This window comes from Saezia sanguinis (assembly GCF_003991585.1).
In the GTDB taxonomy this organism is placed as follows: domain Bacteria; phylum Pseudomonadota; class Gammaproteobacteria; order Burkholderiales; family Burkholderiaceae_C; genus Saezia; species Saezia sanguinis.
Window position 1 is genome coordinate 227637 of sequence record NZ_PQSP01000003.1, and the last position, 20321, is coordinate 247957.

Sequence of the window (20321 nt, forward strand, 5' to 3'; positions counted from 1 at the left end):
TCCAACCGTATTAAAAGGAAAAGTCTTTCAAAATATCCGGCATACCTGCCTGCATGGCCTCTGCCTCCTTGGCAGCGTACGTTGCAGCGTCCCACAATTCAAAATGACTTCCCATTCCCAGCAACACCACTTCTTTGGTCAACCCGGCCGCAGCTCTGAGTTCGGGTGAAATCAGCACCCGCGCAGCGCTATCCAGCTCTATATCCAGTGCATTTCCAAGGAAAATACGTTTCCACCAGTGTGCTTGCATCGGTAAAGCCGCTACACGGTCACGAAAGCGCTCCCACTCAGAACGTGGGAAAATCATCAGACAGCCATCCGGATGTTTGGTCACGGTCAGCTTGCCGCCTGCACTTTCGCTCAGCGCGTCACGATACCTGGCCGGTACGTTCAACCTTCCTTTGGCATCAATCGACAGAGATGAAGCACCTTGAAACACTTTTCCCCACAAATTTACACTTTTCCCCACTTTATGTGAAAAAAGCATTCAGGTCAAGCGAGTGGTTGCTATTTTTCTTGTTAAATCAATGACTTAGCCCTATCTTTTTAATGGATTTGGGAATATAAAATTCATTAAAAATAAGCACTTAAAAATAACTGTGAATGCGATGTCTGAAGTAGAAAGCCCCTGATAGCAATCAAGGTAAACCGTGACAAATTTCCGCTTCATGCACAAAAATGCAACAAAACTATTTGTTCTGCTTCTCATACACATGAGAACACAATACAGAATGTGTGTTGAACTACTGAATATATATACAGGTAATTGCATTTTGTATCGACACCTGCTTTTATCCGGGGAAAAAAGTTATCTGTTAGCATGGGAAAATTCACCAACACAATGACATCCACTGCATGACATGTCATGTGCGTCATTTTCGTCATTTGCCCATCTCACACCACATACACCATGGCAGACCAGAGCTTAGCCCACACAAATGAACCCCAGAAAAATACTGATTGGCATGCCTACACAACAGAACAAACGCAGCATGCACTGAACACACAGGTCAATGGGCTGAGCAATGAAGAGGTAACGCAGCGACAGCAACTGTATGGGTTCAACCAGTTGATTGCTCCCAAAAAGCGCAGCGCCTGGATGCGCTTTTTCATGCAGTTTCATAACATCCTGCTCTACATCATGCTGGCCGCTTCTGCCGTAACAGCCATTCTGGGGCACTGGATCGATACCTTTGTACTGCTGGCCGCCGTACTCGTCAACGCCATCATCGGGTTTATACAGGAAGGAAAAGCCGAATCGGCCATGGATGCCATCCGCTCCATGATCTCCGCCCGTGCAACCGTGATCCGGGAAGGCGTGCGCAAAGAAATCAACGCGCTCGAACTGGTGCCAGGCGATCTGGTCATCTTAAATTCCGGCGATAAGATCCCGGCTGATATCCGCCTGACGTCTGCCAGGGACCTGCGTGTCGAAGAAGCCGCCCTAACCGGGGAATCCGTCCCTATTCAAAAAAGCACTAATGCAGTCGCCAGTGATGCCCCCCTGGGAGACCGCACCTGCATGGCATACTCAGGCACCGTGGCCGTATATGGGCAAGCCAGCGGCATCGTTGTCGCCACCGGCACATACACCGAACTGGGCAAAATCAATGAAATGCTCTCCAGCATCGAAAGCATGACAACGCCCCTGCTGCGCCAGATCAATGCTTTTGGCAGGGCACTGGCCATTTTCATCCTGATTTTTGCCGCGGCACTGTTTCTGTTTGGCGTATTCCTGCGCGGCTACTCGGCTTCAGACATGTTCATGATGGTCATTGCCCTGACGGCCTCGGCCATCCCGGAAGGCCTGCCGGCACTGATCACCATCACCCTGGCTCTGGGTGTGCAGCGCATGGCACGCCAGCATGCTATTGTGCGCAACCTGCCGGCGGTCGAAACGCTGGGATCAGTCTCTGTGATCTGCTCCGATAAAACCGGCACCCTCACCCGCAACGAGATGACCGTGCAGCGCATTGTCAGCAGCCTGCATGTGTATGACGTCAGCGGCATCGGCTATGCCCCGCAGGGCACTGTTTACCAAAATGACCAGCCTGTCAGTTGCGCCACAGATACCATCCTCGAGCGCATTGTCCGCATCGGTACTTTATGCAATGATGCACAACTGGTTAACGACACACCGCCGCGCATAGAAGGAGACCCCACCGAAGGCGCTTTGCTGGTGCTTGGTGCCAAAGCAGGCCTGGTACAGCAGGATGCACCTTCTCAGTGGCAGCGGTTAGACAGCATCCCGTTTGAATCAGAACATCGTTACATGGCCACTTATCACCAGGACGAAAACAGCCTGCCATGGATTCTGACGAAAGGCGCACCTGAACGCATTTTTGAAATGTGCAGTTCACAAATGTCCGCACATGGCATCAGCCCGCTGGATATCGACTACTGGCGGCGCATGGTGACCGACACGGCAGCCAAAGGCCTGCGTGTACTGGCACTGGGTTATAAACAGGCTGAACCGCAGGCAGAGCAAATCAGCACAGATGATATCGACAGCGGCGGGTTTATTCTGGCCGGACTGGTTGGCATCATCGACCCGCCACGTGAAGAAGCCATTGCCGCCATACGCGAATGTCACCAGGCCGGCATATCGGTCAAAATGATCACCGGCGACCATGTGGAAACGGCCCGCGCCATTGGTGCACAGCTCAATATCGGCGTGGACAAACCCGCCATGACCGGTGCGGAAATCTCGGTGCTGGATGATCAGGAACTCAGCCGCGTCATCATGGATGTCGACGTTTTTGCACGCGCCGCACCGGAACATAAGCTGCGGCTGGTACAGGCCATGCAGGAGCAGCATCAGATCGTATCCATGACAGGCGACGGTGTGAACGACGCCCCGGCGCTCAAGCGCGCCGATGTCGGCGTGGCTATGGGGCAAAAGGGAACAGAAGCCGCCAAAGAAGCCGCTGACATGGTGCTGACCGACGACAATTTTGCCACCATAGCCAAAGCGGTACGCGAAGGCCGCACCGTTTATGACAACCTGAAAAAATTCATTTTGTTCATGCTGCCAACCAATGGCGGCGAGGCGCTGGTGATCATTGCAGCCATTTTCCTGCAGTTCACCCTACCGCTCACCCCGGCCCAGGTATTGTGGATCAACATGGTCACCTCCTGCACGCTTGGGCTTGCACTGGCTTTTGAAGCGGCCGAGCCCAATATCATGACGCGCCCTCCCCGCGCTTCCAGTGAAAAACTGCTCTCCGGCTTCTTTATCTGGCGCATTATCATGGTTTCTGTACTGATGATGGCTGCAGTGCTCACGCTGTTTCTCTGGGAACTCAGCCACGGCACTGCCGAAAACACCGCCAGAACCATTGCCGTGAATACACTGGTTGCCGCGGAAATGTTTTACCTGCTCAACAGCCGGCATGTTTATGATACCGTACTCAGCCGTGAAGGCCTGCTGGGAAACAAATACGTGCTGTTATCCATCGCTGCCTGTTTTGCTTTGCAACTGCTGTTTACCTACCTGCCGGCATTCCAATATTTATTTGGCTCTACAGCACTTGATTTAACCCAGTGGCTGAAAGTCTTTGCCGGTGGGGTGTTTGTTTTCCTGGTGGCTGAACTCGAAAAATGGATCATACGGCGGTTTATCTCTTTAAAACCGGCAACATGACCCTATGACCATGCCGGCACTTCTTTAAAGTGTGCCCCATTTGATCGCATGCATCTTCTTGATAGAATCACAATAGCAGCCACCCCACGTGATAAGGCTGCCATACGGCTTAGCCTTACCATAACCTTTTAATGTGCTTCACCCATATGCCAACACTCCGCTGCGACCAAACGCCCTCCTGGAAACAACTGCTCGCCCATGCGCAGCAACATGCACAAATGCCAGCTTTATCTGCACTGTTCGAGCAGGACGCACAACGTTTTCAACGGTTTTCATTTACCGCCCCTGCCGTGTTTGCAGACTTATCCAAACAGCAGATCACAACACCCGTTCTCGACAGCCTGCTGTCACTGGCTCGTGAATGCCAGCTTGAAACCAAGCGGGACGCCATGTTCCGTGGTGATGAAATCAACATCACAGAAGGCAGACAGGTACTGCATACCGCTTTGCGCGGTGGCGCCAACAGCCCGCATTACAACGAGGTGCAGGGTGTGCTCACGGAAATGCTGGCATACGCCGAACAGATTCGCAACCAGCCCCAGATTACCGACATCGTCAACATCGGCATTGGCGGCTCTGATCTGGGACCCCGCATGGCCGTACAGGCTTTAGAGCCATTTACCCAAACGGACAAACGTTACCATTTTGTATCCAATGTCGACGGTTTTGATCTGGCCAGCATATTGCAGAAACTGCGGCCACAGAATACGCTGTTCATTATTGTGTCCAAAACATTCACCACACAGGAGACACTGAGCAACGCACACAGTGCCAAGGCCTGGTTTGAAGCCAGCGGCGGCACCGGCTTAGCGGACCACTTTATCGGCGTCACCACCAACATTGAAGCCGCCAGCGCTTTTGGCATACAACGTACCTTCGGCTTTTGGGACTGGGTCGGCGGCCGTTACTCCGTATGGTCTGCCGTCGGACTGGTACTGGCGATGGCAATTGGCGCCAAGTCCTTCCGCGCTTTTCTTCACGGCGCCCGGCAGATGGACGAGCACTTTATGCAGACGCCGCTGGAACACAATGTTCCCGTGTTGCTGGGGCTGGTGGACATTTGGAACCGCGTGTTTCTGCAACGCTCATCCCGTTGCGTTGCGCCTTACCACCAGGGGCTGGCACGCTTTGCTGCCTACCTTCAACAACTGGAAATGGAATCCAACGGCAAAGGGGTGGATATTTTAGGCAATGCGGTTGCCTACCCGACCTCGGCCACCGTCTGGGGCGAGGCCGGCACCAACGGCCAGCACGCTTTTTTCCAGATGCTGCACCAAGGTACTGACATCATTCCGGTTGACTTTATCATCGCCAAAGAAGCCATTTACCCTGCTGCCACTTTGCCTGACCAGGTCGTCAATCAGCTCAAGGCGCAACACCAGATATTACTTGCCAATGCACTGGCACAAAGCCGGGCACTGATGATCGGAAAAACCCGCGAACAGGCACTGGCAGAATTTGCTGGCAAACCAAGCACCGGTATCGACGCCTTGACTTTAGCCAAACACCGCACATTCCCAGGCAACCGCCCAAGTACAACGCTGCTGCTGCAAAACCTGAGTCCTGAAAGCCTGGGCGCATTGATTGCATTGCATGAGCACCGGACTTTTACCTGTGGCGCGATCTGGAACCTGGACAGCTTTGACCAATGGGGCGTTGAATTGGGAAAAACGCTGGCAAAAGACCTGCTGCCCCGCTTTAAAACCGGTCAGACCGAAAACCTGGATGCATCAACAGCAGAACTGTTAAAACGCATAAGCTGACGCTTCTTTTTCACCCATAACAAAAAGAGCCCATGAGGGCTCTTTTTGCATCACTTGGAAATACAATCAGAAAAATAACATCAGAAATTATGAATCATCCCGATGCTGGCACTGTACTTGCGCTCTGCAGCATTAAAGGTTTCCGCATCGTTGTTGGTTCCACCGTATTGCACATACAGCTGAGTGCGCTTGGACAAATCATAGGTCGCAAATAATTCCCATGCCAAAGGCTTGACTTCGCGATCCGTATCATATGCATAAGGAACCCAGGTTGAACCTGATGGAATCCACGCATATTTGGTTTCTGTGCCGCTGTAGGCCTTCATGTTATAAGCAACCTGCGCACCGACTGTGAAAGCCGTATTGCTGATTGGTGCAGCAATACCTAAAGAGAAGCCACGGCCATCATTCTTCAGATGGTTATCAAAATACGAAGCCGATACCAGGAAGCTGCCAAAGTCATATTTGGCACCAATACCCCAGGACGCGCTGATATCCGTACCAGGCATGCTGGCCGGCTTGCTTTCATAAACAGCACCAATGGTGAAATCACCGTAAGAGTACATGGCGCCGATGGTATAAATCGTTTTGGCTGATGCATAAAGCGGATTGCCCCAGATATCACTGCCGGTATTCATCCCATCCAGGCCGAAAGCATCGTCATTTTTCAAAATAACCGCTGCCTGGAATGAAAACCCGCTGAATTCGGGTGATACATAGGCAATGACCGAATCTGCATGATCATAAGTTCCATCTGCAAACCTTTGCGCATCCCCGGAAACCCCGGCGTTACCCAGTGAAGAGGTCAGAGCAGGCGCACCGCTGACGTCAAATTCACTCATGATGTTGCTTGCAACTGTTGACTGGCGACCAGCCTGAATGGCACCAAAATTCCCTGCAAGTCCTACGAAGGCAGCACGGTTAAAGCCTTCTGATGCACCATCTTCAGGGTTAATTTCTGATTCCAGTTGAAAATAAGCCTTCAAGCCATTACCCAGATCTTCAGAACCTTTCAATCCCCATACAGACGTTGCTTTTGAGCCACCCCACTGCTGGAATTTACCATTCCCGGTTGCCGCACCTTCATAAATCCCCTGGTTTCCCACACCATAGCCTACATCCAGAGTTCCATACAGAGTTGCTTCTGATTGTGCCCATGCGGGAGCTGCCAACATGCCAATTACTGCTGACGCAAGTAAAGTCTTTTTCATGATGTCCTTTCGTTTTTGATATGAATCAATGGGAATGATTATCATTTAGAGATAAACTTTTCTCAATAAAAACGAAATACTTGATCATTACGCATGGTGCGCGAATACAACATTCAGATTACGCACAGCCGCAAAAACGTTGAACACAAAAAAAGAGCTCCCGAAGGAGCTCTCTCTGATTCAATCAACTTATCAGATGAACTGATTAGAAGTTGTGGATCAAGCCGAAGTTGGCACTGTACTTACGTGAAGCACCCTGATATTCTTCAGCATCGTTGTTGATACCACCGTACTGGAGGTACAACTGGGTACGCTTAGACAGGTTGTAGTAAGCGAACAGTTCCCATGCCAGAGGCTTAACTTCTCTGTCACCGCTGTAGCTGTACAGATCCCAGCTGCTGGTAGAAGCATTGGGGAACCACACGTAGTTGGTTTCTGTACCGTTATAAGCTTTGGTGTTGTAAGCAATCTGTGCACCAACAGTGAAGGCACCGATAGGAGCTTTCACGCCCAGGTAGAAGCCTTTACCATCGCTCTTGAAGTGGTTGTCAAAGTAGCCACCGGAAACCACGAAGGAACCGAAGTCGTACTTAGCACCAATACCCCAGGAAGCGCTGATGTCAACTCCAGGAACGTCAGCAGGTTTGCTTTCGTAAGCAGCACCAATGGTGAAGCCACCGTAGTTGTACTGAGCACCCACTGTGTAGATGGTCTTGTTTTCAATCAGGCGAGGATTGCCCCAAATGTCGGTCACGCCAGTGGCCACACCGTCCAGACCGAAAATGTCATCATTCTTCAGAACCACAGCACCTTGGAAGCTGAAGCCGCTGAAGTTAGGAGAAACGTAAGCGATAGCAGAACTTACACGTGAGTAGGTTCCCAGGCCGCCACCGTTTGCATTCTGAGAAATAGCGGAGATACCAGCATTACCCAGAGCAGAAGTTACGTTAGGAGAACCGCTCAAGTCGAACTGACCCAGAACGTTGTTGATGACGTGTGTTTGACGACCAGCTTGGATAGCACCGAAGTTACCGGCGATACCAACGAAAGCTGCACGGTCAAAACCGCCTTTATCAGCGCCAGACTCAGGATTGAAACCCTGTTCCAGGTTGAAGTAAGCCTTCAGGCCATTGCCCAGGTCTTCAGAACCTTTCAGACCCCAGCGTGATGTAGAGTTAGCATTACCAAACTGTTGGAATTTGCTTTCATGTGGGCCACCCAGTTCGTAAGCGCCGTTGTTGCTGACACCATAGCCAACGTCGATTTTACCGTAAAGGGTAGCTGTTGACTGGGCAGCTGCAGCACCTGCAAATGTGCCGAGGACGGCCAGTGCGATTAACGATTTTTTCATTTCCAATTTCTCCAAGTGTTAACAGAGCGCGCGGTCTTCAGAGATCACTTATCTGTCTTCCGCACTACCTCCTAATCGGGAAGTAGACTCTATTGCACCAAATCTTGGACTTTATGGCAAACTTTTCTGAATACCCATTCCTGTTTTCGTTGCCACTGTGCAACAATTTATCCGTTCTTTTAGATACATCCCAGCACGGTCAAAAATGGCAAGGCTGCGCCATAAACCCATGCTTTGCGCTAAAATTAGGCCATTAAACGCTAACTGAATTCAACTTAAGACAAAAACTTGCCTTTTTGTCAAAAACCAGAGGTATTTGCAGTGGCACATACAGAAACATCTCCCCGTTCCGGCTGCCAGCAACGGCCCATAGAACAGCCTGCTACATTGGATGACTGGCTTGCCGCAGCCGATGTGGCACTGAAAACAGTTTTTGCCCGCCCTGCAGCCGCCCGTCCCAACCCAGGGGACAAGTTTGTTGATACGCATGACATGCAATTGGACGAAAAACAACGCCGGCTTTCCGGCGCTTTGATACGGGTTGACCATGTCGGCGAAGTCTGTGCTCAGGCACTTTATACAGCGCAATCTTTAACCACCAAAGACCCCGCTTTACGCAACCATCTGAAAAAAGCCGCCCAGGAGGAAATTGATCACCTGGACTGGTGCCGCGACCGGCTGAATGCTTTAGGTACCCATTCCAGTGTGTTGAACCCTCTGTGGTTCGCCGGGGCATTTGCCATCGGCATGGCTGCAGGCAAACTGGGCGGCGACAAGGCCAGCCTGGGGTTTGTCATTGAAACTGAAAACCAGGTTGAGGCACACCTGCAGGGACACCTGGAACGCCTGCCCGCCAATGATGCCGCTTCGCGGGCAGTGGTGGAGCAGATGAAAACAGACGAAGTGGAACATGCCCAGGCAGCCGAACGCGCAGGCGGCATTAAACTGCCACTGCCAATTCGATTGGCCATGCGCGCTGCCGCCAAAGTCATGACAACAACTGCGCATTACATTTAATCAGTTCCTTTGAACTGTTTACGCTACGAAAGGCCATCCTCACTTTAGCGGATGGTCTTCTTTTTTGATAAGCCGCTTCTGCGTCTTACCCTTCAACAATTTCAAAACTGCTCGTCATCGCAGCCGTCTTAGAAAGCATCATAGATGCCGAGCAGTATTTCTCATGCGAAAGCTGTATCGCACGCTCTACCGCAGCTTCAGAAAGCCCTTTTCCCGTCACCACATAATGCATATGAATTTGCGTAAACACCTTCGGGTCTGTGGGCGCACGCTCAGCCTTCAGTTGAATATGGCATCCGGTTACCTGCTGGCGTCCGCGCTGTAAAATCATCACCACATCATAAGCTGTACAACCACCGGTGCCGGCCAGCACCATTTCCATCGGACGCGGTGCCAGATTATGCCCGCCACCCGGGCTGCCATCTGCATTAGGCGCACCATCCATTACAAGCGCATGTCCGCTGCCTGTTTCGGCCCAAAACCCCATTCCTCCTGGCCCTGTCCAGCTCACTTTACATTCCATAGATAGCCTCTTTTTTCAAACAGTCTCCCCTCCGAAACCAAGTGTCCCAACAGGTAGTTCTGTTGTTTCAGAATAACACTCCGGTTGCATTAGGGTAAACCCTGCAATATAATTCATCCATTGTTTCAGGTTGTCTCCTCCACCTCCTCCAATTGGTGGATTAAGCCCAGATTATGAAGTATCTGGGCTTTTTTTTGCCTGAAACTTTTCACAAACCCCTATTTGGCTCCTTAGTCCTGTCATTTGGTCTTGATTTATGCGGGCTCGTTTACTTTTGCCGTGTATCAGTTGTATGATGAAAAGTTTGGAATTTCATCAATATATTCAATACAACCTGTACAAAAAATAAACATGACAACCGCCCCAAAACAAAAACGCAGCCCAGCACTTAAACATCCTGACCTGTCTGATTATTTGAAAAAAATCCTGACTGCCAAGGTTTATGACATTGCGCAGGAATCACCCCTGGAACAGGCGAAACTGCTTTCCAAGCGGATGCGAAACAAAATTCTGCTGAAAGAAGAAGACTATCAGAGTGTTTTCAGCTTTAAACTGCGTGGCGCCTATAACAAAATGGCGCACCTGTCCAAGCAGTCTCTTGAATGTGGTGTCATTTGTGCTTCCGCAGGCAATCATGCACAAGGTGTGGCATTGGCAGCACAGCAACTCGGATGCCGGGCGGTTATTGTCATGCCGGTCACAACCCCCCAGGTAAAAGTCGATGCTGTTAAACATCTGGGCGGCGAGGCGGTTCTGTTTGGCGACAGCTATTCTGACGCTGCCGCCCATGCCCAGCAACTTGCTGAAAAACAGCACCTGACATTTGTACACCCGTTTGACGACCCTTATGTCATTGCAGGGCAAGGCACCATTGCCATGGAAATCCTGCGCCAGCACCAAGGCCCGCTGGATGCGATTTTTGTGCCTATTGGCGGTGGCGGCCTGATTGCCGGCGTTGCGGCATACATCAAGGCGGTACGCCCGGACATCAAAATCATTGGTGTGCAAATGAATGATTCTGACGCCATGATGCGCTCTGTGCGCCAGGGACGACGCATCACACTGCCGGATGTCGGCCTGTTTTCCGATGGCACGGCTGTCAAACAGGTTGGAGAGGAAACATTCCGGCTCGCACGCGCATTGGTTGACGATTTTGTGGTGGTGGATACCGACGCCGTCTGCGCTGCAATCAAAGACGTTTTCCAGGACACACGCAATATTGTGGAGCCGTCCGGCGCCATGTCCGTTGCGGCGGTCAAGCAATACATCACCACAAACAAGATCCGCGGCGGTACTTTTGTTTCCATCCTTAGTGGCGCCAACATGAATTTTGACCGGCTGCGCTTTGTTGCTGAGCGGGCCCAGATTGGTGAAAAACGCGAAGCGCTGTTTGCCGTCACCATCCCCGAGCAGCCAGGCTCATTCAAACGCTTTTGCGAAGTCATCGGATCGCGCAGCGTTACCGAATTCAACTACCGTATTTCACGCGCCAACCAGGCCCAGATTTTCACCAGTATTGCCACATCCGGCGCAGAAGGTGAAAGCGATAAAATCACCGCGCAACTCAAGCGTGCTGGCTTTCCGACTCTGGACATGTCGGATGATGAACTCGCCAAAGAGCATATCCGTTACATGGTTGGCGGCAAAGGCGAACTGGCCAAAGATGAGCGGCTGCTGCGCTTCACCTTTCCTGAACGGCCCGGCGCTTTAATGAAATTCTTATCCTCCATGTCGCCTACATGGAACATCAGCCTGTTTCATTACCGCAATTCCGGTGCGGACTTTGGCCGTATTCTGGTCGGTATTCAGGTTCCGCGCAAAGATAACGCTTTGTTCAAAGAGTTTTTGACCTCTCTGGCCTATCCATGGGAAGAAGAAACTAAAAACCCGGTGTATCAACTCTTTTTGCGCTGACCCCTTATGTCTACCCCTCGCACGCATCAGCTCGTCGTCGCCATTTCCTCGCGCGCATTGTTCAATTTTGAAGATGAAAACCGCGTTTTTGAAACCGGGGATGACCGGGCCTACATGGAACTCCAACTGGAACGGCTGGAGCAGCCTGCAACCCCCGGGGTGGCCTTTTCCCTGGTCAAAAAACTGATTGCCTTCAATGAAATGGCGGCAACCCCACGGGTAGAAGTCGTGATACTTTCGCGCAACGACCCGGTTTCAGGGTTAAGGGTTTTCCGTTCTGCCGCACACTACGGCCTGACCATTCAGCGCGGTGTATTCACCCGCGGTGAATCGCCCTGGCGCTATCTGGTCCCATTGCAGGCTCATCTTTTTCTCTCGGCCAATCCGTTGGATGTACGTGCGGCATTGCAGGCAGGTTTTCCGGCTGCCACGGTGTATCCACAGTCTGCATTGGCCTCAGACGCACACCCCGACGAAGTGCGCATTGCTTTTGACGGGGATGCGGTACTGTTCTCAGACGAAGCCGAACAGGTCTATCAAAAAGAAGGCCTGTCGGCCTTTTATCAGCATGAATCCAGCAAGGCAGCCCAGCCCTTGCCTGCTGGCCCGTTCAAACCATTGCTGATTGCACTGAACCAGTTACAGCAACAACCCGCGCCTCACATGCGTTTGCGCACCGCCCTGGTCACAGCACGTTCGGCACCCGCACACGAACGCGCCATCCGCACCCTGATGGACTGGAACATTGAAATTGATGAAGCCATGTTTCTGGGCGGGTTTGCCAAAGGCGAGTTTTTACGCGAATTTGAACCCGATTTTTTCTTTGACGACCAGACAACCCATGTGCGCAGTGCTGCCTCCCACGTGCCATCAGGACATGTGATTAACGGCATCACCAACGAAAATAACTGAAATTAACAACCAGATATTTTCTGTCCACTGATTGCGCTACGCCGGTTTAACCTTAAATAGATCCAAATGAAAACGCCTGTAAGAATCAACTTACAGGCGTCTTGTCAAAATGCGCTGCCTGCACTAAGCAGGCAGAAACTCACGGCTTATCCTTTAAGCCAGCATCAGTTCTTTTGATCTGCGTTCTCACGGATGTCAAACCACATCCCCATGAGTACGCCGAAAAGTGCTGCAAAAGGTAAGCCCAGGATCCAAGCGAAATACCACATGTTTAATTCTCCTTTCTGTACCTTGAGCAATCAATAAGAGAACGTCTTGCTGTCGTCCACACTGTCGCGGGTAACCTTACCGCGCAACACGTAGAACACATAGCTGGTGTAAGCCAAAACAATCGGCACAAAGATCAACGCAACCACCAGCATGATAAACAGAATCATGTGGCTGGAAGACGTATCCCATACCGTCAGGCTATGACTGGGGTCGACGCTGGAAGGCAGAATCATCGGGAACATGGACACGCCCACGCTCGAAATAATCCCGGTCATAGACAAGCTGCTGCAAATGAATGCCAGCAATGCCTTACCCGCTTTCAGCAGAACTGCTGCCAGCAAAGCACCCACAATCCCCAGGATCGGAACGATCCACAGGATGGGCAGTGCGCCATAGTTGGCAAACCACTGTTTTTCAACCCCGCCTACAGCTGTTTTCAGCAGTGGGTTAGAAGGGCCGTCCAGCACAGCAGGAGAAGAGTAGGCATAGCCCTTGATGCCCATGTACAGCCACACCCCGGCCAGAATGTACAGCACAGCGGTTGCAATTCCGGTAATAGAGCCGATGGTGCGAGCACGTGACTCTACAGCACCCTGGGTTTTTACAGCTACCCAGGTGGCGCCGTGTGTCACCAGCATCGCTACAGAGACCAGGCCTGCCAGAATACCAAACGGATTCAGCAATTCAAACAGTGTGGTGCCGTCATAGTAAATGCGCTGTTCCGGGTTAAAGTGGAAGGGAACCCCTTGCAACACGTTGCCCAGTGCCACACCAAAAATCAGGGCAGGCACAGCACCACCGATAAACAAGCACCAGTCCCAGGTTTTACGCCATGTTGCATCATGCAGCTTGCTGCGATACTTGAACCCGACCGGGCGCAGAATCAAAGCAAACAGTGTTGCAAACATCGCCAGATAAAAGCCCGAGAATGACACTGCGTACAGGATTGGCCAAGCGGCAAAAATAGCACCGCCGCCGGTAATCAGCCACACCTGGTTGCCTTCCCACACGGGGCCGACAGTATTGATCACAATACGGCGCTCCACATCATTTTTGCCGATAAAGGGCAACAATGCTGCAGTACCTAAGTCAAACCCGTCCGTGATTGCAAAACCGATCAGCAGCACACCCAGCAGCAGCCACCAGATCACTCGCAAAACTTCATAGTTAATAAGTGTATGTAGTTCCATGTTTATTACTCCGCTGCAGCCAGTTTGGGTTCATTAGCTTGTTTCTGCAGGGCTTCCGGAGAGCCTGGCTCCGGCTGCGGCCCCTTACGAATGCTCTTGACCATCAGCGACATTTCAACAATGATCAACACGGTGTAGATCAGTGCAAAACCGGCAATAGTCAGCAGCAGTGCCCATGCGCCCAGTTCCGAGTGCGCTGATACTGTTGGCAACACCCCTTCAATGATCCAGGGTTGACGTCCCATTTCAGCAACCATCCAGCCCATTTCTGCTGCGATCCAGGGCAGAGGAATGCTCCACACCGCCAGTCTGAGCATGAACGGATGTTTCTCCAGCGTACGGCGAGCCGACATGAAGAAGAAGACAAGCATGAACAGGATCAGGTAGAAGCCAATTGCCACCATGATACGGAACGACCAGAAAGCCGTTGCCACATGAGGAATGGTCTTGGCAGCTGCCAGCATGATTTCGCTTTCAGGCACATTGCTCAGGTCAGGCAGTTTATTGCCACCTTCAGATGCCGCAGTCGGGCCTCTGAGCAACAGTGCGTAGCCATAGTTGCGGATGTTGTCATCCACCAGCGCTTTCAACTCAGCCGGTGCATTGCCATAGCTGCCATATTCCTGGCGGATTTGCTGCAATGCATTATAGGCAACCAAACCACTGCGGATACGGTCAACCGAGGTTTCAACCTGCGACTCTTTCCCGTCCAGACGGCGGCCAAATGCCAGTTCATTGATACCAGCGAGCTCCTGTGTCAGGGTACGTGTACCAATCAGCCCCATCACGATGGGAATATGGATACCGCCTGAAGTTGAGCCTGCATTCTGTGTTCTGGCTGTCTCTTCATCTGAATTCTGGCTGGTAAAGCCAATCAGCATGAAAGAAGCCGGTGCAGGTTCCGTGTCCCACATGCCTTCAATAGCAGCCATCTTCATTGGCTGGTCTTTACCAACCATATAGCCGCTCTCGTCGCCGAGGAACACCACAGACAATGCTGCGCACAAACCAAATGCCGAAGCCACTGCAATCGAGCGCTTGGCAATTTCCAGATGGCGACCTTTGAGGATATACCATGCAGAAACACCAATCACGAACGCCGCAGCTGTACAGTAACCGGCAGAGACCGTATGGACAAATTTAGCCTGTGCCACCGGGTTGAACAATACATCAGCAAAGTGTGAAACTTCCATACGCATGGTCGCCGGGTTGAACACTGAACCGGTCGGGTTCTGCATCCAGCCGTTGGCAATCAAAATCCACAGCGCTGAGAAGTTAGAGCCAATTGCCACACACCAGGCCGCAACCAGGTGAGCACCTCTTGACATGCGGTCCCATCCAAAGAAGAACAACCCAACAAAGGTTGACTCCAGGAAGAACGCCATCAAGCCTTCAATCGCCAAAGGCGCGCCGAAGATGTCGCCTACATAGTGACTGTAATAGCTCCAGTTCATACCGAACTGAAACTCCATCACAATCCCTGTAGAAACACCCAGGACAAAGTTGATACCGAACAAAGTGCCCCAGAACTTGGTCATCTGACGCCAGATGGGTTTATTCGTAAAGTAATAAACCGTCTCTATTGTGGCAACCAGTGCCGACAGACCTAATGTGAGGGGGATGAATAGAAAGTGGTACAGCGCCGTCAAGGCAAACTGAAACCGGGATAGTGTTGCAACATCAAAGTCCATACTTGTTAATCAGGCCAGCCTGACTCCCTTCGTGGTTAATTCTGATATACGCGATTTTGGCACAGAATGGAACTAATTGGGCCTTAGTTGACCTAAAGCAGCCGTATATTCCAATTGCCCCCTTTGATAACTGTTTTTTATTTGATTTTTATCAATGACAAAAATAAAATCAGCCGTTTCAGCTTCTCTTTTTAGATGGGTTGCAATCAGCATGGCCTGCTGCCCACCTTTCTCTGTTATCCGACGCAACACGTCTGCTGCTGTTTGCTGATCCAGCCCTTCTGTAGGCTCATCCAGCAGCCATAACGGGGCTTTTCTTAATAGCAGTCTCGCTAATGCTAAACGACGCGCCTGCCCCCCCGATAAACCTAAACCACCTTCTCCTAACCAGGAATCTAACCCATCGGGTAATTGTTTGATTGTATGCGCTAAACCGGCATCCTCCAAGGCCTGCCATAACATTTCATCAGATGCTTGTGGGTCAGCCAGCAACAGATTCCCACGCAACGTATCTTTAAACAGCTCCGTTCGCTGTGTCAATACGCTGAAACGCTCACATCTGATTTCACCACTATCCGGCTGCAGTTCCTGCGCAATCAGCGCCAGCAGTGTTGACTTGCCGCTGCCACTGCCGCCCACCAGCGCGATGCGCTGCCCTTTAAGCATCTCTAGGTTGATATCTTTGAGCACTTGGCGTGTTGTATCAGGATAACAAAAATTCACGTGTTTTAGCGCTAAAACAACATCCCCTCCCAGAGGGCAGGCCATTGTGGTTGTATTTTGGGAAACCGAACCATTTTTTTCCAGCCTCGGGGCCAGGCGCTTCACCGCCAGCAGGGTACGCCCAAGCTCTACCGCGCCACGGCGCAAGGCGGTAAAAGGCTCAAAAATCGCCAGCAGTACCAGTAAAGCAAACGCGGCAACAGCCGCCCCCAGCAATGCCGACTCAACCAGAACCACACATACCAGCAATACGCCTGAAAGCATCACCGCCGTAGCCAGGCCGTGGGCAACAGTCACCCACATTTCTAACCGGTTCATGTCATCGTCTGCACGGCTTAAATGCGCATCTGCCTTCATGATCAAATCAAACTGGCGACCTGCCTGCCCGGCCATCAGCAGTTCAACCTGCCCGGCCACCAGGTCCACCGACCTGGCACGCAGCGCTTCGCTGGCATAAGCCTTCAGGCGCGCTGCACGCTGCGCGCGCAAAGACATCAACAAAGGCACGCCAAGCCCCACCACGGCCAGCCAGATGACCAGTGCCACGCCCAGCCATGGATGCACCCAGAAGCCATAGGCCAGACCGGTCAATACCGTCGCAACCAATGCCGCAGCCACAGGCACCAAAATACGCAGGTACAAAGAATCCAGCGCATCAATATCCACCGTCAACCGAAACAGCAACTGCGCCGGCCTTTTCATCAGCGATCGCGCTGCCTGTGGCTCAGCCCAGCCCCGGAATAGCCGCTCGCGCAAATCCGCCAGAACCGCCAGCGTGGCATCGTGCGTTACCAACCGCTCACCATAGCGGGAAACCGTGCGAGTCAAAGCCAGAAAACGGATACTTGACGAGGGAATCAACACATTAAACAGCTTTGCCGTCATGAAGTCCAGGCCGGCAATAGACGTTGCGGTAATAAACCAGCCCGACACCCCCAGCAGCGCCAGGCCAAACACCACGGTGATAGACGCCATCAGTATGCCCAGCCACAGCTTGGCACGCTGCGCTTCAAAAAACACCTGCAATATCTGGCACAGTGCTTTCCAGGTACTTGCTTTTTGATACCGGCTCATACTGCCTCCCCTGAATACACAGGCGACAACTGCACCACTTTGTCCATATAAGGCAGAATACGCTCGTCATGCGTGGCAACAATCACCGTTGTACCCCGCTGTGCCACAGCCATCAGCCCTTGAATCACCGCTTGTGCCGTCTCGGTATCCAGATGCGCCGTCGGCTCATCGGCCAGCAGCAAGCCAAGCTGGGGCGTCACCATGGCACGTGCCAGTGCCAACCGCAACACTTCCCCCCCGGAAAGACCTACGCCCCCCTCACCCAACCGCCGTTGCAACTGTCCATGTGCAATATCAGTCATCGCAGCAGCATCTACTGCACTTTGCACCTGCTGCGCAGAAATATCTGCGCGGCCTAACGTGATGTTGTGCAACAAGCTGCCGGCAAAAATATGAGGCTGCTGGCTGATCCAGCCCATATGCGTTCGCAACGCATCAGCCGTGGCATCGGTCAACTGCACACCACCAATTTCAATGCCCCCTGCATTTGCCTGCAACAACCCTGCCAGCAAGGCCAACAAGGTCGATTTCCCCTGCCCACTGGGCGCCACCAATGCCACCTTCTCTCCGGCTGCCACCGTCAGATCAAAATCATGCAATACCGGCTGCACACTGCCAGGGTACTGAAAACTGATCCCCTTAACCTTCACCGCCAAAGCGCCGCCTGAAACATCAGGTGTATCAGACACATCTGGCACAGCGGTTGAAGCCGCACCGTGCCGCCCGCCGACCAGGTCTTCTCCCTGAGCACTCAGGCTAGCCATGCTGTCCATTGCCGCTACACCCGAGGCACGGTCATGCCAGACAGCCGAAAGCTCGCGCAACGGATCAAAAAAAGTAGGCGCCAGCAACAGAATAAACAGCCCCTGCGTCAGCGTCAGCTTGCTTCCCCAGGCTCCAAACGACAGATCCCCCAACAGGTGAAAACCAATATACACCGCCACCATCGCCACGCCCAGCGCGGAAAACAACTCCAGCACCGCTGAAGATAAAAACGCAATACGCAGCACCGACATCGTTTTGCGGCGCACACCATCGGCTGCGTCCCGCAGCCGCCTGGCAATTACATCCACCGCGTCAAAAGCCCGGATCGTCGTCAAGCCGCGTAAACGGTCCAGCAAAAAACCATTCATCTGCCCGATTTCCAGCATCTGCTTTTCGCTGGCCTCTTTGGCACGCCAGCCAACCAGAATCATAAAAACCGGAATCAAAGGTGCCGCACACAACAACACCAGCGCGGCAACCCACGAATTCACAATGACCGCCACCAGAAACACCAGCGGCACAATCATCACCTTCAACTGCACCGGCTGATACCTCGACAGATACGGCACAATCTGCTCGGCCTGCTCGGTCAGAACACTGGCCGCCTGTCCCGAAGTCGGGCGCGTTGTATCCAATGGGGAACGCCTGCTCAATGCCTCAATGGCCTGCTGCCGCAAGCGGCTCAACTGCTGCCTGGCTGAACGGAAAGAAATGCGTGCGCCCCAGGCATCCAGCCCGGCACGCACGATACCAATCAACAAAACCCCGATGGCACTGTACAAAGACACCGCCCATATATCCTGACCATCTGCCATGGCACCCACCGCCACGGCCAAAAGCCACGCCTGGGGCAACCACAGCAACGCAGCACCTAATTGCAGCATGCCACCGGGCGTCCATGGTGACTGCCGCTGGCGGCGTGGTTTTGTGGGGGCGGGCTGTTCCAATTATTTCTCCTGTCGTGCCGTGGAGGCATCATACTTTATATCCGCAGACACCACATTATGCCCAAAGCACACGGCAGCACCAATAACAGCATATCAAAACCATCAGAACAATAGCCAAACGCTGCCGTTGTCCATACCGCTGTTTATCCGACCTTTTGCTAATACACACAAATCATATTGTCTTGCCGTACGGACAAAACAAAACGCCCTGCACTGCAGGGCGTCTTTCACAAAAACCGCACGATCAAAGCGATTCACATGCCATCCGGTACAAACCCAATGCCGCAGCCCCGGCGTCCATTGCCACAAATGGCGCCTGATCATTTGAAGTGATATCCAAAATTTGACCTGATGCATCCAACGCATAAAAAGCGGGGGTTCTATAAGTACTGTCCTTGCACCTGACTTCAGAATAAATCAATGTTCCCGTCACACTCTCTGAACTCTGTGCACTTAACGGAATAGCCACAGGAAACACCATACGCAACCATACCGTACTCACGCCATCAGGTTGCAGCACAATACGCTCTTTGTTGGCATAAACCGCATTGCCCATGCCATCATCCTGCACCATTAACATCCAGCGTTCACGGGCACTGTTGGCCAGAAAATGCGCAGCCCCGTCCCTGTCCTGGGGAAACGCCGGCACATTTGCCGCCTGCTCATCCACCGGTGCCGCACAGGCCCCAGCCAGTAATGCTCCAATGATTACCAGTCCCCAATTGATCACTTTTTTCATGGCAAATCCTTTTCCCCAAAACCGGTCACTGTTGATGCGCCAGCATGCACATGCAACTGAAAACATCGCATCTGCCAATTATGGTTTGGATTATGACTTTGTGCAACGCCAAGGTTACCCCACGAATGCGCCAGGCAGATTACAGCCCTGATTCAACATCCTGTTGAGTGGAAGACTTTTGCACCAGCAAGGCCGCCTCTGCACGGCGCTTATCCAACACCACTTTGACCTGCCCCCAGATGTTCCACGCAATAATGGACACCGTCAGGAAAACAGCTAACACCACCAGCGTCAACGCCCGCCTGAGCACTTCCACCGCTTCAGCACCCGCATCATAGCGGCCAAAACACAGCATCAAAATCAATGTGCCAGAAACTGCCAGCAAATAAGCGCTTTTGATCCAGAACGCCGCGCCATCTCTATCCTCGCACAGCCGCACCAGAATTTTATACAGAATAGGCTTTAAATAAGACACCGCTAATATGGGGCATATCAAAGCAATGGCCAAAGAAAAAACAAAAAATGTGAGATTCATCATCCCCTCCTGTTTATGTAGACAAAATAAAAACTGTATAAAGACAAAAATGA

Annotated in this window: 16 protein-coding genes; 5 read left to right on the plus strand and 11 right to left on the minus strand. The window is 52.1% G+C overall.

Going from position 1 to position 20321, the window contains the following annotated elements; all coding sequences use genetic code 11:
* Window positions 1-10: 10 nt before the first annotated feature.
* Entirely contained in the window at window positions 11-439 is a 429-nt protein-coding gene (gene mraZ / locus CUZ56_RS08095; RefSeq protein ID WP_126979873.1) for a division/cell wall cluster transcriptional repressor MraZ, read from the minus strand.
* A gap of 426 nt (window positions 440-865) precedes the next feature.
* Here mraZ and CUZ56_RS08100 point away from each other — a divergent pair, with 426 nt between their 5' ends.
* The gene (locus CUZ56_RS08100; RefSeq protein WP_239442277.1) at window positions 866-3643 is read left to right on the plus strand and encodes a cation-transporting P-type ATPase; all 2778 of its coding nucleotides are present in this window, start codon (window positions 866-868) and stop codon (window positions 3641-3643) included.
* A gap of 146 nt (window positions 3644-3789) precedes the next feature.
* Window positions 3790-5406 carry a glucose-6-phosphate isomerase gene (pgi, locus tag CUZ56_RS08105; protein ID WP_126979874.1) on the plus strand — a complete coding sequence of 539 codons (1617 nt, stop codon included), beginning with the start codon at window positions 3790-3792 and terminating at the stop codon, window positions 5404-5406.
* Window positions 5407-5486: 80 nt separating this feature from the next.
* On the opposite strand, the gene CUZ56_RS08110 is transcribed toward pgi, so the two are convergent.
* Both CUZ56_RS08110 and CUZ56_RS08115 read right to left on the minus strand, forming a co-directional pair.
* Complete coding sequence (locus tag CUZ56_RS08110; protein WP_162615288.1) at window positions 5487-6617, minus strand: porin; 1131 nt, start codon at window positions 6615-6617, stop codon at window positions 5487-5489.
* 205 nt (window positions 6618-6822) lie between these two features.
* A complete protein-coding gene (locus CUZ56_RS08115; protein WP_126979876.1) occupies window positions 6823-7968 on the minus strand; it encodes a porin in 1146 nt (381 codons plus the stop codon).
* Window positions 7969-8355: 387 nt separating this feature from the next.
* On the opposite strand from CUZ56_RS08115, the gene coq7 reads away from it, so the two are divergent.
* Window positions 8356-8985: a 2-polyprenyl-3-methyl-6-methoxy-1,4-benzoquinone monooxygenase gene (gene coq7, locus CUZ56_RS08120; RefSeq protein ID WP_126979930.1), complete on the plus strand. Its 630-nt coding sequence runs from the start codon at window positions 8356-8358 to the stop codon at window positions 8983-8985.
* Between the two features lie 85 nt (window positions 8986-9070).
* Here the strand turns inward: coq7 and CUZ56_RS08125 are convergent, their stop codons facing one another.
* Entirely contained in the window at window positions 9071-9508 is a 438-nt protein-coding gene (locus CUZ56_RS08125; RefSeq protein WP_126979877.1) for an OsmC family protein, read from the minus strand.
* A gap of 351 nt (window positions 9509-9859) precedes the next feature.
* Between CUZ56_RS08125 and ilvA the strand changes: the two genes are divergently transcribed.
* Window positions 9860-11422, plus strand: coding sequence for a threonine ammonia-lyase, biosynthetic (ilvA, locus tag CUZ56_RS08130; protein ID WP_126979878.1), 1563 nt, complete (start codon window positions 9860-9862; stop codon window positions 11420-11422).
* A 6-nt stretch (window positions 11423-11428) separates the two neighbouring features.
* Window positions 11429-12334, plus strand: coding sequence for a 5'-nucleotidase (locus CUZ56_RS08135; protein WP_126979879.1), 906 nt, complete (start codon window positions 11429-11431; stop codon window positions 12332-12334).
* Window positions 12335-12498: 164 nt separating this feature from the next.
* Here CUZ56_RS08135 and cydX read toward each other — a convergent pair whose 3' ends face one another.
* The 7 genes from cydX to CUZ56_RS08170 form a co-directional block, all read right to left on the minus strand.
* The gene (cydX, locus tag CUZ56_RS08140) at window positions 12499-12603 is read right to left on the minus strand and encodes a cytochrome bd-I oxidase subunit CydX (protein ID WP_126979880.1); all 105 of its coding nucleotides are present in this window, start codon (window positions 12601-12603) and stop codon (window positions 12499-12501) included.
* A gap of 30 nt (window positions 12604-12633) precedes the next feature.
* Window positions 12634-13794 (minus strand): cytochrome d ubiquinol oxidase subunit II, encoded by a 1161-nt coding sequence (gene cydB / locus CUZ56_RS08145; protein WP_126979881.1) that lies wholly within the window; start codon window positions 13792-13794, stop codon window positions 12634-12636.
* Window positions 13795-13799: 5 nt separating this feature from the next.
* The gene (locus CUZ56_RS08150) at window positions 13800-15485 is read right to left on the minus strand and encodes a cytochrome ubiquinol oxidase subunit I (protein ID WP_126979882.1); all 1686 of its coding nucleotides are present in this window, start codon (window positions 15483-15485) and stop codon (window positions 13800-13802) included.
* A 72-nt stretch (window positions 15486-15557) separates the two neighbouring features.
* Complete coding sequence (cydC, locus tag CUZ56_RS08155; protein ID WP_126979883.1) at window positions 15558-17282, minus strand: thiol reductant ABC exporter subunit CydC; 1725 nt, start codon at window positions 17280-17282, stop codon at window positions 15558-15560.
* Window positions 17279-18994: a thiol reductant ABC exporter subunit CydD gene (gene cydD / locus CUZ56_RS08160; protein WP_239442292.1), complete on the minus strand. Its 1716-nt coding sequence runs from the start codon at window positions 18992-18994 to the stop codon at window positions 17279-17281. The genes cydC and cydD overlap by 4 nt, the downstream gene beginning before the upstream one ends.
* Window positions 18995-19238: 244 nt before the next feature.
* A complete protein-coding gene (locus tag CUZ56_RS08165) occupies window positions 19239-19733 on the minus strand; it encodes a hypothetical protein (RefSeq protein WP_126979884.1) in 495 nt (164 codons plus the stop codon).
* 139 nt (window positions 19734-19872) lie between these two features.
* Entirely contained in the window at window positions 19873-20271 is a 399-nt protein-coding gene (locus CUZ56_RS08170; protein ID WP_126979885.1) for a hypothetical protein, read from the minus strand.
* Between the last annotated feature and the right edge of the window lie 50 nt (window positions 20272-20321).